This window comes from Nitrosospira sp. Is2, assembly GCF_033095785.1.
In the GTDB taxonomy this organism is placed as follows: Bacteria; Pseudomonadota; Gammaproteobacteria; order Burkholderiales; family Nitrosomonadaceae; genus Nitrosospira.
Genome location: NZ_CP137134.1, coordinates 1366421 through 1380879, shown reverse-complemented (window position 1 = coordinate 1380879; position 14459 = coordinate 1366421). Strand labels below are relative to the sequence as shown.

At 53.4% G+C, this 14459-nt stretch carries 12 protein-coding genes; 11 read left to right on the top strand and 1 reads right to left on the bottom strand.

Going from position 1 to position 14459, the window contains the following annotated elements; translation table 11 throughout:
- The first annotated feature begins 126 nt into the window (after positions 1–126).
- From R5L00_RS06060 to pnp, 6 genes are all read left to right on the top strand, one after another.
- The gene (locus R5L00_RS06060) at positions 127–2787 is read left to right on the top strand and encodes an MMPL family transporter (protein WP_317653758.1); all 2661 of its coding nucleotides are present in this window, start codon (positions 127–129) and stop codon (positions 2785–2787) included.
- Between the two features lie 111 nt (positions 2788–2898).
- Positions 2899–3699: a VacJ family lipoprotein gene (locus tag R5L00_RS06055; RefSeq protein WP_317653757.1), complete on the top strand. Its 801-nt coding sequence runs from the start codon at positions 2899–2901 to the stop codon at positions 3697–3699.
- Between the two features lie 218 nt (positions 3700–3917).
- Positions 3918–5864: a squalene--hopene cyclase gene (gene shc, locus R5L00_RS06050; protein ID WP_107693872.1), complete on the top strand. Its 1947-nt coding sequence runs from the start codon at positions 3918–3920 to the stop codon at positions 5862–5864.
- Positions 5861–6598 carry a phosphorylase gene (locus tag R5L00_RS06045; RefSeq protein WP_107693597.1) on the top strand — a complete coding sequence of 246 codons (738 nt, stop codon included), beginning with the start codon at positions 5861–5863 and terminating at the stop codon, positions 6596–6598. Before shc ends, R5L00_RS06045 begins: the two co-directional genes overlap by 4 nt.
- A 257-nt stretch (positions 6599–6855) precedes the next feature.
- Positions 6856–7125, top strand: a complete 270-nt coding sequence (gene rpsO, locus R5L00_RS06040) for a 30S ribosomal protein S15 (RefSeq protein WP_107693598.1) — start codon at positions 6856–6858, stop codon at positions 7123–7125.
- A 110-nt stretch (positions 7126–7235) separates the two neighbouring features.
- Positions 7236–9341, top strand: coding sequence for a polyribonucleotide nucleotidyltransferase (gene pnp, locus R5L00_RS06035; RefSeq protein WP_107693599.1), 2106 nt, complete (start codon positions 7236–7238; stop codon positions 9339–9341).
- Positions 9342–9488: 147 nt separating this feature from the next.
- Here the strand turns inward: pnp and dksA are convergent, their stop codons facing one another.
- Complete coding sequence (gene dksA / locus R5L00_RS06030) at positions 9489–9911, bottom strand: RNA polymerase-binding protein DksA (protein WP_107693600.1); 423 nt, start codon at positions 9909–9911, stop codon at positions 9489–9491.
- A 466-nt stretch (positions 9912–10377) separates the two neighbouring features.
- On the opposite strand from dksA, the gene R5L00_RS06025 reads away from it, so the two are divergent.
- From R5L00_RS06025 to R5L00_RS06005, 5 genes are read left to right on the top strand one after another with little or no spacing between them, the layout of a single operon-like run.
- Positions 10378–10794 carry a hypothetical protein gene (locus R5L00_RS06025; protein ID WP_317653756.1) on the top strand — a complete coding sequence of 139 codons (417 nt, stop codon included), beginning with the start codon at positions 10378–10380 and terminating at the stop codon, positions 10792–10794.
- An 11-nt stretch (positions 10795–10805) separates the two neighbouring features.
- Positions 10806–11660, top strand: a complete 855-nt coding sequence (locus R5L00_RS06020; RefSeq protein ID WP_317653755.1) for a DUF692 domain-containing protein — start codon at positions 10806–10808, stop codon at positions 11658–11660.
- Positions 11641–12444, top strand: a complete 804-nt coding sequence (locus R5L00_RS06015) for a DUF2063 domain-containing protein (protein ID WP_317653754.1) — start codon at positions 11641–11643, stop codon at positions 12442–12444. Before R5L00_RS06020 ends, R5L00_RS06015 begins: the two co-directional genes overlap by 20 nt.
- A 40-nt stretch (positions 12445–12484) precedes the next feature.
- Entirely contained in the window at positions 12485–13117 is a 633-nt protein-coding gene (locus tag R5L00_RS06010) for a class I SAM-dependent methyltransferase (protein ID WP_317653753.1), read from the top strand.
- A gap of 33 nt (positions 13118–13150) precedes the next feature.
- Positions 13151–14341 (top strand): NAD(P)/FAD-dependent oxidoreductase, encoded by a 1191-nt coding sequence (locus R5L00_RS06005; protein WP_411555592.1) that lies wholly within the window; start codon positions 13151–13153, stop codon positions 14339–14341.
- Positions 14342–14459 lie beyond the last annotated feature (118 nt).

Genomic DNA, 14459 nt, shown 5'->3' with positions numbered 1-14459 from the left:
GGCGCTTTGCCTTTTGCCCGTCACATCCCTTAAAGCTGCTGTCGCGCATACAGCGCATACATAGAGCTTATTCAAAAAGCTCGTACTTGCGTCATGGATCGATCGTTTCGAATTGCTTCCCAAGGCATGACCACACCCACCAAAGCTTCTCCCAGCCGCACTTATGAAATTTTTGCGCGCTGGTCTACCATTTCCTACCGTCACGGCGCCTGGGTTCTTCTTGCGGCCCTGCTGGTCGCGGTTGCCTGCGGCATATACGTCTCGCGCAACCTCGGGATGAATACCGATACCACAGACATGCTATCCGAGCACTTGCCGTTTCGGGTCAACATGAAGCATTACAACGAAACATTTCCGCAGGATATCGACACCATGCTCCTGGTGGTGGAGGCCCCCACACCCGAGCAAGCTCGCACGACGGCTCAACGTCTCACTGAGCGGCTGAAGACAGACACCACAAATTTTCACGATATCTACGCGCCAACGGCCGAGGATTTCTTTGTACGAAATGGCTTGCTCTACGAAAGTATTCCGGAGCTGGCGCAAATTACTGATCGCATTGCCGCGGCACAGCCGCTTATTGCCCATATCGCTCGCGATCCCACCTTGCCGGCTTTTGCTGACGTGCTTATGCGCGCAGTTGACGAGATGAATAAGGGACGCAGCATGGAACTCCGCCCCGTCATGGGAGGAGTAAGTGCAACGTTGGATGCGCGCATTGAAGGATCGTCCAGAGCCTTGTCATGGCAATCGCTATTCAATGACGAAGCACAAAAGAACAAATACAAGCAAATAATCGTCGTTAAGCCAAAACTCGACTTCTCTCAGCTACTTCCAGCCGAGCAATCAACGACCGCCTTGCACGCGGCGGCGCGAGATGTTGGCATAACGGAAGGTGGGCCGATCCGATTGCATATTACGGGCGAGGCAGCGTTAGCCGGCGAAGAACTCAAAAGCTCCCTGAGCGGAATGGAAATCGCGGGAATAATTACATTCGTGATGGTGGGGATGGTGCTTTACTTTGCCATGCGAACCGGTGGGCTGATCATCAACGTGTTGGTCTGCCTGACGATGGGTTTGCTGCTTACAGCGGCGTTTGCCACCGCGGCAGTTGGTCACCTGAACGTGATTTCCATCGCCTTCGCGGTGCTCTATATCGGTTTGGGCGCGGACTTCGCCATACATTTTCTGCTGCGGTATCGTGAGGTCCTTGAAGGCGGTCCACCGCCAGATGAGGCCATACGGGTTTCCGGCGGTGATGCAGGCGCCGCACTAACGGCCTGTACCATTACCAACGCGATCGGCTTCTATGCATTTATACCCACCGATTTTAGCGGCGTTGCAGAGTTGGGTATTATCTCTGGCACGGGCATGATAATAAGTCTCCTGGTTACCTTGACCATCGGGCCGGCGCTGCTGCGGTGCCTGCCGCAACCAAAGTTCAAGGAATCGATGCCGAAGAGTTCTGTCGGAAAGGTGCTTGAACTGTCCCTGAAATGGCACAGGGTAACCTACGCCGCCACCGTCGCGGCTGCCCTTGCCGCGCTTGTGATCTTGCCTCAGGTGAGGTTTGATTACAACCTGCTAAATATGCAGGACCCCACCGGAGATGCGGTGCAGGCGTTCCGTGAGCTTATCGCCGAAGCTGAGGATTCACCCTGGCACTCCATTGCGCTGGTGAAGGAGCGCAAGGAAGCCGAAGATTTAGCCCCGCGCCTCGCCAAGCTTCCGGAAGTAAGCAAGGTGATTACAATCCAGGATTTTGTGCCGCCGGAACAAGAGGAAAAACTCCTGCTTATCGAGGAAATGGCACTTACGATGGGACCAATAGCGATTTCGCCCCGGCCCGAACCGCCCCCTGGCGACATCGCGGCACGGCAGCGTCATGCACTAAATGCGTTGGCTGCGGCACTGAATCGGTTTATTAAAGCGCATCCTGATCATTCCGCGACAGAAACCGCACGCAAGCTGAAATCATCGCTTGCCAGCCTATTTACACGGCTGGACATCGCCAGCAAGGACGAGCAGGGCAAACTGCTTAATTCGGTGGAAGATGACCTGCTCGTAACGTTACCCACCGCCCTGCAGAGCCTCCGTCTTGCAACTGAAGCTGCCCCGTTCGGAGAGGACGACCTGCCCGTGGAGTTGATCAACCGCTGGCATAGCCCGACCACTGGAGAATACCGGGTAGCGATCTACCCGGCGGAAGATCTCAACGATAACGACGCGTTACGGCGTTTTGTACGGTCCGTCCAGCAAGTGGCCCCTAACGCCACCGGTGCGCCCATGGTGAGTCTGGAAGCAGGAGAGGCTGTGGTGAAGGCGTTTGTGCAGGCCTTCCTGCTGGCACTCGTCGGCATTATCATAATATTGCTAATATTGCTGCGCAGTTTAAAATATACCATCTTAGTGCTGCTGCCGCTTTTGCTATCCAGTATATTCACCGCATCGTTCACCGTCCTGCTGGGTGTGCCATTCAACTTCGCCAATATCATTGCATTACCATTGTTGCTTGGTCTCGGTATCGATAGTAGCTTGCATATGGTGCACCGCAGTCTGAATAACGAGATGGTGAGCGAGGTTCTGATTCACACCAGCACTGCGCGTGCCATTTTCTACAGTGCCTTGACTGCCCTGGTCGACTTCGCCAGCCTGATGTTTTCGTCGCATCAGGGAACCGCCAGCATGGGGATAATGCTCACCGTAGGGCTGACTTTTACCCTGGTCTGCACGCTTGCGATATTGCCCGTATTGCTGCGGACGCCGGCACAAGGGGTCAGAGCATGATTACTTGCGAAGTTGTGCGCTAGTTTAGCAATTTGTTTATACTTCGCACCTTGTGATGATTTACCACGTCGATAAATTCGTTTTTTCGCAGGATCATTAGATTATCAAGGTTTGTACTACCTCTTATCCATCATGACGCGCAACGCGACAATCGGCCTGTTTTTAGCCAGCGCTCTATTATTTACTGGTTGCGCCTCCATGCACCCGGCCGACCCTGGCGTTGATCCGGTCGATCCAAACGAAAAAACGAATCGTAAGTTTTATGATTTTACGGATAAGGTCGATCGGGCAGTTCTGGCGCCGGTTGCAGACGTCTATGTAAAGTACGTTCCCAACCGCATGCAACGCTCGATCGGAAATTTTTATGACAATTTAGCCTACCCCAACGTTATTCTTAACGCTTTTTTGCAGGGAAAAGTCCGACAGGGATTTGAGGACAGTCTGCGGTTTGTCGTCAATTCCACGATCGGCCTGGGCGGGCTCTTTGATATGGCGGCCCCCATGGGACTACCGCAACATGATGAAGACTTTGGCCAGACCTTGGGGGTGTGGGGGGTCAATACCGGATCTTACTTATTCGTGCCATTGATCGGGCCGAGCACATATCGTGATGCGCCCGGTATTCCGGTAAGTGTTTTCAGCAATCTTTTGTTTTATGCGGGGTCGGTTGCAGGCTCTGCTGTCGTGGCGCCCGTCACAGTTTTAAGCATTATTGACAGGCGGGCTAGATTGTCCGGCCCTATGCGAATCCGCGACCAGGCTGCCCTGGACCCTTATTTATTTGTGCGAGAGGGATATTTGCAACAACGCAAGCATTTGATCTATGACGGCGATCCGCCGCCCGAAAGTTACGATGACCCAGTAGAAGCTGATTCCGTTCAAGGCGAACGGACGGTTAAACCACCGTCGTAAGGCTAGCAATTATTTTAATAAGGGCAATAATCGAACTGGTTAGAGAGCATGATCGCGTTTTTTTGATAGGAAGTTTGTATGGTTAAGGACCGTAACTTGGGCCATTCATCCACCCGGTACGCGATCTGCAGAATAAAAACGTAGCTGGCAGCATTTATTCTGATGACCATATGGATAGGTTGCATCCTGATTCACCCGCAAGGAACGTAGGTAAAAAAATGAAAAGATTCGAAGGTGCTGCGATGTTGTCTTCGCAAGATCGGTACCCGGATTCAACGGGTACCACAATGCTGGAAAACGGATTGGCTGCCGCGCGCGATGCTTTGCTTTCGTTACAAAATGAAGACGGGCATTGGTGTTTCCCGCTGGAGGCGGACTGCTCAATACCCGCCGAGTACGTGTTGATGATGCACTTCATGGATGACGTGGATGCGGACCTTGAGATCAGGCTCGCCCGGTTTATTCGTGAAAAGCAGGATCTTGAGCATGGCGGCTGGCCATTATACTACGGGGGCGCATTCGACCTGAGTTGTACTATAAAGGCGTATTACGCCCTCAAGATTGTCGGAGACTCGCCAGATGCGCCCCATATGCTGCGTGCTCGTGCAGCCATTATCCAACATGGAGGCGCAGCACGGGCGAACGTGTTTACCCGCATATTGCTTGCGATGTATGGTCAGATCCCGTGGCGCGGCGTTCCATTCGTGCCGGTGGAGATCATTTTGTTGCCTCGGTGGTTTCCATTTCACATCAGCAAGGTTGCGTACTGGTCTCGCGCCGTAATGGTACCGCTTTCCATCCTGTGCAGCTTGAAAGCGCGCGCGGTCAATCCGCGCCAGGTACATATTCAGGAACTGTTTACGACCCCACCCGAGGAAGAGCGGGACTATTTCCCGGTGCGCACTCGCCTGAATCGGCTGTTTTTGATCATCGAGCGTACCGCTTCATTATTTGAACCGCTCATCCCAAAGCCGCTGCGTCGTTACGCGCTACGCCGCGCGGAAAGCTGGACCATTGAGCGGCTGAACGGAGATTCCGGCCTGGGTGGAATCTTTCCCGCGATAGTCAACGCGGGGGAGGCGCTGGCATTGCTGGGCTATCCATATGAGCATCCATATCGGGAGCAATGCCGCGGCGCCCTGCGTAAACTGCTGGTGGACGAAGGCGAGCGTGTCTGGTGCCAGCCCTGTGCATCACCAGTGTGGGATACTGTCCTCGCGTGCCTCGCATTACAAGAAGGTATCAATGCGGATCAGAAGCCGATCCGAAAGGCGCTAGATTGGCTTATACCTAATCAGATACTTGATGCACCTGCGGACTGGCAGGTAGAGCATCCTGGACTTTTGGGAGGAGGTTGGGCATTTCAATACACCAATCCCCATTACCCCGATCTGGACGATACCGCGGCGGTAGCATGGTCTCTGCAGCAAGCGGATCCCGCAGCCTATAACCAAAGCATTGTCCGAGCTGCGGACTGGCTAGCCGGGATGCAGTCGCGTGATGGTGGTTTTGCCGCATTTGACTCCGACAATACTTATTACTACCTGAATGAAATTCCGTTTGCGGATCATGGTGCCCTGCTCGATCCGCCGACCAGCGACGTGACGGCAAGATGTACCGGTTTCCTGGCCTTGCATGGAGAGTCCCGGCACAAAGAGGCAGTACAGAGAGGCCTTGCCTATCTGTACGCGGAACAGGAACCCAACGGCGCATGGTTTGGGCGCTGGGGAAGCAACTATATTTACGGCACTTGGTCGGTGCTCGAAGCTTTCCGGTTGGTTGGTGTTGATACGGGTCATCTCGCCATTCGCCGCGCCGCACTTTGGCTTAAGTCGGTGCAACGGGATGATGGAGGCTGGGGCGAAAGCAACGATACATATTTCGAACCGCAGCAGGCAGGCCAGTTCAAGACGAGCACTTCATTTCAAACCGCGTGGGCGCTCCTGGGTCTGATGGCAGCAGGCGAAGCGAACTGTCAGGAAGTGAACCGGGGTATCGCATACTTGCTGAACACCCAGGACGCTGACGGACTGTGGCACGACCCGTGGTTTACCGCGCCAGGCTTCCCCCGCGTTTTTTACCTCAGATACTACGGGTATGCAAAATACTTCCCCTTGTGGGCTTTGACCAGATACCATGCGCTGACCCGGAAAGCATTTACGTGAGGGGCGTCGGCATTGTCACGGCAATGCGAGTCGAAGCTCGCTGCATTACCCGTCGCCGCCTGCCGTTCAATGCACCGATTGGCCTTGGGGAGAATGGAGCGATATGGCTTTCCGGAATGGGCGCAGACGCAGCGCGCAAGGCTGCGGAGGGATTGAGGACCTCCGGCGCCACTGCCTTGATGAGTTTTGGATTTGCAGGTGCCCTGGAGCCAGGCTTAAACCCAGGGGATTTAGTCTTACCGGAATTCATTCACGCTGGTCGTCTGCTGGAGGTTGACTTGAGTTGGCGTGAGAGCCTGCGGCAGCGGTTGCCTGGGCACCTGAGTATCACTGGGGGTATATTGGCTGCTAGCCCCAACGTACTGACATCGGGCACGGCAAAACGTGAATTGGCGAGAGCTACCGGGGCCTGCGCGGTGGACATGGAAAGCGGAGCGGTAGCGGAGGCTGCGGCTTATGCGGGGATCCCATTTCTGGCAATTCGGGCAATCTCCGATCCCGTGGAATTTTCCCCTCCGCCAGTTTTGCTTGGTGCGGTCCGCCCCGATGGCAGGGCTGATCTGGCGCGGCTGCTGCCATTGTTATTGGGTCGAGCGTTAACTGTTGGCATGCTGCTGCGTCTTGCGGCGGATTCTCGGGCCGCATGTACCACGTTGTCAAATGTCGCACGATTTGCCGGGATGCAAATGGGGATCGCTTCACAGCGCTCCTCCTCATCTCTTGCAAGCTTCTAAACGAGGGGCGCCGGCGTCGCACTTGGCCCGCTCAAGCACTCATCAGTCATTTTAACCATTGGGGTAAACAGGAGATTGGCGGCTTGCCACCATGGCCGCCAGTTATTGCTTCGTTTCATGTTTAGGTGCAGTCTCGGCTACAGCTTCCGCTCGACGTCTTTAGCCTCAGCATGAAATAAAATATAACATTACTTGAGCGTTGAGCATGTTAAAGGTTAAAATGTCGCCCTTTCGCATCAGGTGTAATGGAGAGTAGCATGGCAGTCACAACCGATCAAAAAGCACAGGTAGTACGCGACTACCAACGAGCCGCTGGAGATACGGGTTCTCCCGAAGTGCAAGTGGCGTTGTTGACCGTACGGATTAACGACCTGGCCACTCATTTCAAGGCCCACGTCAAGGATCACCATTCCCGCCGCGGGCTTTTGCGCATGGTGAGCCGTCGCCGCAAGCTGCTGGATTATCTGAAAAGCAGCAGCGCCGATAGTTATCGCACGTTAATAGAGCGTCTTGGCTTGCGCAAATAGCATATAGAGCCCTGATTGAGATAGTGGGACGTGAATGAGCATGTCAGGTTTCACTTGTACCGGCTGACCCGAAGCGGAACTGAAATGTTTTTATCGAAAAGGGTAGTTAATTGAAAATCAAGAAAAGTATAACGTATGGGTCTCATCAACTAACGCTCGAAACCGGAGAAATAGCAAGGCAAGCACACGGAGCAGTAATCGTATCCATGGACGATACTGTGGTTCTGGTTACCGTGGTGGGTGCAAAACATGCCAAGCACGGGCAAGACTTCTTCCCTCTAACTGTGGATTATCAGGAGCGCACCTACGCGGCCGGTAGAATACCGGGGAGTTTTTTCAAGCGCGAGGGCCGACCGTCCGAAAAGGAAATCCTCACTTCCCGTCTGATTGATCGTCCTATCCGGCCGCTGTTTCCGGATCATTTTTACAACGAAGTACAAATTGTGGCTACGGTCCTGTCATCCGATAACGAGGTGGATGCGGACGTACCTGCCATGCTAGGCGCCTCTGCGGCGCTCGTGCTATCCGGCATTCCCTTTAATGGTCCGATTGGCGCGGCCCGTGTTGGCTACATCGATGGTGAATATGTCCTGAACCCCACCACGACCGTGTTGAAACAGACCCAATTGAATTTGGTAGTAGCAGGTACGCAGCAAGCAGTTCTAATGGTGGAATCCGAAGCCAACGAGCTAAGCGAAGACATCATGCTGGGCGCCATTCTTTATGGGCATCAGCAAATGCAGGTCGCGATTGATGCCATTAATGAGTTGGCTGATGAAGCCGGCGTCACCGCATGGGACTGGGTACCACCGTCGCGAGAAGCCACGCTGGCTGAAAAAATTGCAAGTCTGGCGGAAGCCGATCTACGGGCGGCATTCCAAATAAAGGAGAAACAGCTTCGATCGGAAACCATAGACAATATATGGACGAGAGTTTTCTCTGAGGTGGGCGTCGGTACAGAGGATGGGCCAGATGCGCAAGCGGTCAAGGAGGATTGTTTCGCTCTGGAATCCAAAATCGTGCGTTCTCAGATTCTCGATGGCGAACCACGTATAGACGGCCGCGACACGCGTACCGTACGTCCCATTACCATTCGCCACGGGCTATTACCGCGAACCCATGGCTCTACCCTCTTTACCCGTGGTGAAACCCAGGCACTCGTGGTGGCGACATTAGGTACTGGCCGCGACGAACAAAAAATCGACGCCCTGCAAGGCGACTATTCCGAGCGCTTCATGCTTCACTACAACATGCCGCCGTATGCTACGGGTGAGACAGGTCGTGTGGGCACGCCTAAGCGCCGGGAAATCGGCCATGGCCGACTTGCCAAGCGGGCTCTGGTTGCGGTATTGCCGTCTCCTGAAGAGTTTGGTTATTCGTTGCGGGTCGTGTCCGAGATTACCGAATCCAACGGTTCGAGTTCCATGGCCTCGGTCTGTGGCGGTTGCCTTGCATTGATGGACGCGGGTGTGCCATTAAAGGCGCATGTGGCGGGCATTGCCATGGGCCTGATCAAGGAAGGCAACAGATTTGCCGTTCTGACGGATATTCTCGGTGACGAAGATCACCTTGGCGATATGGATTTCAAGGTGGCCGGCACCGAAAAAGGTATTACAGCTCTACAAATGGATATCAAGATCCAGGGAATTACCAAGGATATCTTGCACGCTGCACTTATCCAGGCGCAGGAAGGGCGCATGCATATTCTTCGCATCATGAAAGAGGCCATGCCCGCAAAGCGCGAGGAAATTTCGGAACACGCGCCGCGTATCATTAAAATAAAGATCAATCCCGAGAAAATAAGGGATGTGATAGGAAAAGGCGGGGCGGTAATTCGGGCGCTGACTGAAGAGACCGGTACCACTATCGATATCACCGACGATGGCACCGTTATGATAGCCTGCATCAACGCCGAAGGTGGCGAGCTGGCGAGAAAGCGGATCGAAGATATCACCGCTGAGGTAGAGGTCGGGAAAATATACCAAGGGATCGTATTAAAGCTTCTCGATTTTGGCGCCATTGTCAGCGTGCTACCCGGCAAGGACGGATTGTTGCACATCTCCCAGATTGCCAATGAGCGAGTCAACAACGTTGCTGACCATCTCAAGGAAGGTCAGACGGTGCGCGTAAAAGTCCTGGAAGCTGACGATAAGGGTCGCTTACGTTTGAGTATGAAGGCAGTTTCGGCGGAGACGACAGACAGCACAGAGACTTAGCCGCAGATGATACGAACTCGAACAGAGGGCCTTGCAGCCAAGTAAATCCCTAAGACTTTGTCAGCCAAAAAAGCAAAAGCCCCAATGAAAGGCCGGGGCATATAAATGAAGGTGATCCGTCAGGATCACCTAAAAAAAGACAGTAGGTTATTTAGCGACCTGCTTTTCTCTTATCTCGTCGAGTGTCTTGCAATCTATGCAAAGGGTAGCTGTGGGACGGGCCTCCAGGCGTTTCAGGCCGATTTCGATGCCGCAACTTTCGCAATAGCCATAATCGCCAGTATCGATTTTTGCAATAGTCTCATCAATCTTCTTGATCAGCTTGCGCTCGCGGTCGCGGTTGCGTAATTCCAACGCCATATCCGACTCCTGGCTGGCGCGATCATTAGGATCCGCAAAAATGGTGGCCTCATCTTGCATGGTGTGCACCGTGCGATCTATGTCCTGGCCCAACTCGACTTTAATCCCTTCCAGTATATTGCGAAAATGCATGAGCTGCTTTGGGCTCATGTAATTTTCCCCTTTCTTCGGCTTATACGGGGCGGTTTGCTTATACAGTTCTTGCGGCATGTTTAGTATTCCTCTTCCAATTCCGTTACAGATGACGCCAAAAAAAACTGATTATACAGTAACTGATCTGTGGTTCTTTTTGACCCATTGATAAAAAGTGTGGGACATCATCATCCTTCTGCATTCAAAGGCCCTAAATAAAAATGCCGGCTTAACTCGGATGTTAGCTAACTCCATAAAGGCTGGGTTGATGTTGTGCTCATATATAAGAATTTCCAGAACTTCTGTCAACTCATTTGCATGCCATCCGGACAAGGCAGCACGAATTCTTGCAGAATTCTTACCGCTTGAATACCCCCTCAATAAAAATAAATGCCCGTCTTTATTAAATGATTTGAGTGCACCGATTTAGGCAATGTTGTTCCAGTTAACGAATGCCGTGGTCCGCTTTTCGACGTGCCATGAATCGTCCCGCCGTCACCAAATTGTGACATAATATTTTTTCCACAGTTGAGGAGAACGTACCGTGCGCCACTATAAATCTATGATCTCAATCGCGGTTGGGTCCGTCTTTGCCACCAGCCTGGGTGCGGCTTTCGTCGTCAATGCGGCTGATGATGCGGCAACCGCCAATAATCCGTTTGCCCTGCAGTCCTTAGACAAGGGCTATATGATAGCCTATGCTGATCGGGCCGATCCCGGCAAATACGGCATGGGCGCAAAAGGGGGCATGGGCGCAAAAGCGGGAGAGGGAAAATGCGGCATGTCGCTGGCGGACACAAACAAGGACGGAAAGGTCACTAAAGAGGAATTTCTGAAGCATCACGAGATCATCTTCGACCAGATTGATGCCAATCACGATGGTTCTGTCGACAAAACCGAAGCCGATAATTTCGGGGGGGGAAAGTCGAACCCCGGTTCACCCGCTCCGATGAAGAAGTAACTCGTGGCGCAATGGAGCCCCTAGGTGTCTCCAGCGTGGGGCTGGGTTTTCGGCAGGAATTGATTCCTGCGCTGAAGAGTCATGTCCCAGCCGTCATCGATTTTTTCGAGGTCGCCCCCGAAAACTGGATCGGTCTTGGCGGAAGGCATGGGCGTGATTTGCGCAGTTTCACTGAGAGCTATCCATTTGTTTGCCATGGTCTCTCCCTCTCGATTGGCGGCTCTGCGCCGCTGAACGTAACCCTGTTGCATTCGATTCGTCAGTTCCTGGATCAGCACGGAATTGTTTTATATACAGAACATCTCTCCTATTGTTCTGACGACAGCGGCTACCTGTACGATCTACTTCCAATACCGTTTACCGAAGAAGCCGTAAAATATGTTGCTGCGCGTGTACGTCAGGTTCAGGATATTCTGGAGCGCCGCATCGCGCTGGAAAATGCTTCGTACTACGTGCAGGCTCCTGTTGCGGATATGAGCGAAATGGATTTTGTTCGTGCGGTACTGACCGAAGCGGATTGTGACCTGCATCTCGACGTCAATAATGTCTACGTCAACAGTGTTAATCACGGCTACGATCCCGTCGAATTTATCCGAGCCATGCCGGCGGAGCGTATCGTTTATATGCATATCGCGGGCCATCATCATGAAGGCGAGAATTTGATCATTGATACTCATGGAGCGAATGTCATTGATTCCGTATGGACATTATTGGATCAAACCTATGAGATCCATGGCATACGGCCCACGTTGCTGGAGCGCGACTTCAATATTCCCCCTCTTGATGAGCTGGTGCGGGAAATCCAACGCATAGAGGTCACCCAAAGACAACACGCCAATCAAGGCCATGTCGTCGCCTCTTCCTAAGTTTCAACGCTTCCAGTATGCATTCGCCGCCCATCTCCGCGATCCGTACTCTAGCCCCTGTCCCGTTGGCGTTGAGACGCATCGCATGGCGGTCTACACGAGACTTGTATACAACAACCTCGAAAGTTTTCTTCTGCCATGCTTTCCGGTCCTCAGAGAGGTGCTGGGGGCGCAGCAGTGGACGCGTCTCGTAAGAAGCTTTCTGGCCACCCATGGCAGCCGCTCGCCTTTCTTCCGTCAGATTCCGGATGAGTTTATCCAATTCCTTCAAACTGAGGAGGCCGTACCCGCTACTTACCCGCCGTTCTTGCTGGAACTCGCGCACTATGAGTGGATTGAACTGGTGCTTTCCATATCGAGCCGAGTCCCGGACTGGGAGGCGATTGAACCCGAAGGCGACTTGTTGCTCCATCGCCCCGTACTAAATCCGGTGCTTGCCAACCTGAGTTATCGCTGGCCGGTGCACCGTATCGGTCAAGGTGAAGTTCAACCCGCAGCGACCCACTTGCTGGTATTTCGCGGCCCGTCCGACGAAGTGCAATTTACCGAGATAAACGCCTATACTGCGCGCCTGATTAACCTGCTTGAATCTGGCGAATACAGCGGTCAAGCAGCGCTTGAAATAGTCGCTGAAGAAAGCAACCATCCCTTGCCGCAGCTAGTAATAAAGGGTGGACTGGACATTATGCATGACCTGCAGGCACGCGGCGCACTACTGGGGGTAATGAAGCCAGTGATTTCGCTCCTTGGGGCACCCCCGGAAAACTGGGACAACCCTGATTAAGTAAAGCTGCCGGACAGGAGGACGGGGTGAAAACGTTTTGATGAACACCGATTTGCAGGACCTTGGAGAAATTTCCGAGCTAACACTGGCTCGGTACAACGAACGTGCGGACGCATTCTGGGCGGGCACGAAAGATCATGACGTCAGTCAGAATATCAAGACATTCCTGCAGCACATCAAGCCCGGCTCGCCCCGCACCATACTGGATTTAGGCTGCGGTCCGGGCCGTGACCTGAAAGCTTTTACAGAACTTGGCCATATCGCAGTGGGGTTGGAGGGTGCCATACGTTTTGTCGGGATGGCTCGCAGCTATAGCGGCTGCGAAGTCTGGCATCAGGATTTTCTTCGGCTCTTTCTACCGCCCGAGTATTTCGACGGAATATTCGCCAATGCTTCCCTGTTTCATGTTCCCGGTCGCGAATTGCCACGTGTATTAAAGGAACTGTGGGTCACATTGAAGCCGGGGGGCGTGTTATTCAGCTCCAATCCCCGAGGGAGTAACGAGGAATATTGGAACCAGGGGCGTTACGGCATGTACCACAACATCGAGGGCTGGAGACGCTTCATGGGCGATGCAGGATTTGTCGAACTATCCCATTACTATCGACCTGAGGGGCTTCCGCGCGAACGGCAGCCATGGCTTGCCAGCATATGGCGCAAAGCGGCTCTATAAAGCGGGGCAAGCACCGGTGCAAACAAATGTGACATGCCCTTGAAAAAAGACGTGGTAGTGATAGGCGCGGGCGCGGCGGGAATGATGTGCGCGATTGAAGCGGGAAAGCGGGGTCGTTCAGTGTTATTACTTGACCATGCGACCAGGCTTGCGGAAAAAATTCGTATCTCTGGTGGGGGTCGGTGTAATTTTACCAATCGCACTGCAGCACCAGAAAATTTTCTTTCACACAATCCGCATTTCTGCCGCTCGGCACTGGCACGCTTCACCCCCGAGCATTTTATTGCGCTCGTAGATAAGCATAACATTCGCTATCACGAAAAGAAGTTCGGGCAATTATTTTGCGACGACAGTTCCCAGCAAATCATTGAGTTGCTTCGGCATGAGTGCGACGAGGCGGGAGTGCAATGGCAAATGCCGTGTCGAGTTACGAATGTAACCCGACTCAGCGCTGGCACCCCCGGTTTCATGCTCGAAACAGACATTGGCGACTTGACGACCGATTCACTGGTGATCGCGACTGGCGGCCTTTCCATTCCCCAAATCGGCTCAAGTTCTTTTGGCTATCGCATCGCAGAGCAATTCAGGATCAACGTCATGCCGCTGCGGGCGGGCCTGGTGCCTCTGATTTTTTCGGGAGAACAGCTCACCCAGTTGTCAAACCTCGCTGGAATTGCCCTTGACGCCGAGATAAGTTGTAACGGCGGCCGTTTCCGGGAAAACTTGTTAATTACGCACCGCGGTATGAGCGGTCCGGCGATATTGCAGATTTCCAGCTACTGGCGGCAGGGACTCCCCATCCATATCAACTTGTTGCCCGATATTGACGCAAAAACCTGGTTGTTCGACCACAGGCACTGGCCAGCGCTTTTATCCAACGTGTTAACGCAACATTTGCCTCGGCGTTTTGCCAAGGCCTGGATCGATGCATTTACCGGAGTACAGGACGAGCCGATCAATCTCTACGATGACAAGAGCTTGAAGCGGATCGCCGGGCAATTGCATGACTGGCAAGTCACTCCGGAAGGCACCGCAGGTTATAGAAAGGCAGAAGTAACGCTTGGCGGGGTCGATACTCGTGAACTCTCATCCAGAACCATGGAAGCGATAAAAGTACCCGGGCTGTTCTTTATTGGTGAGGTGGTGGACGTAACCGGGCACCTGGGTGGATTCAATTTTCAATGGGCTTGGGCATCGGGCCACGCTGCGGGCCAATTTGCATAGTTCAATTCCCAATCCCTGTCGAGGCCATATAACGGGCGTTCAGCCGAATCGGGGTCGCCGGCAGCGTCTAAGTCAGAATGGCGGCGGACGTCACATGCAGGTGTGACTACTCGGGGGC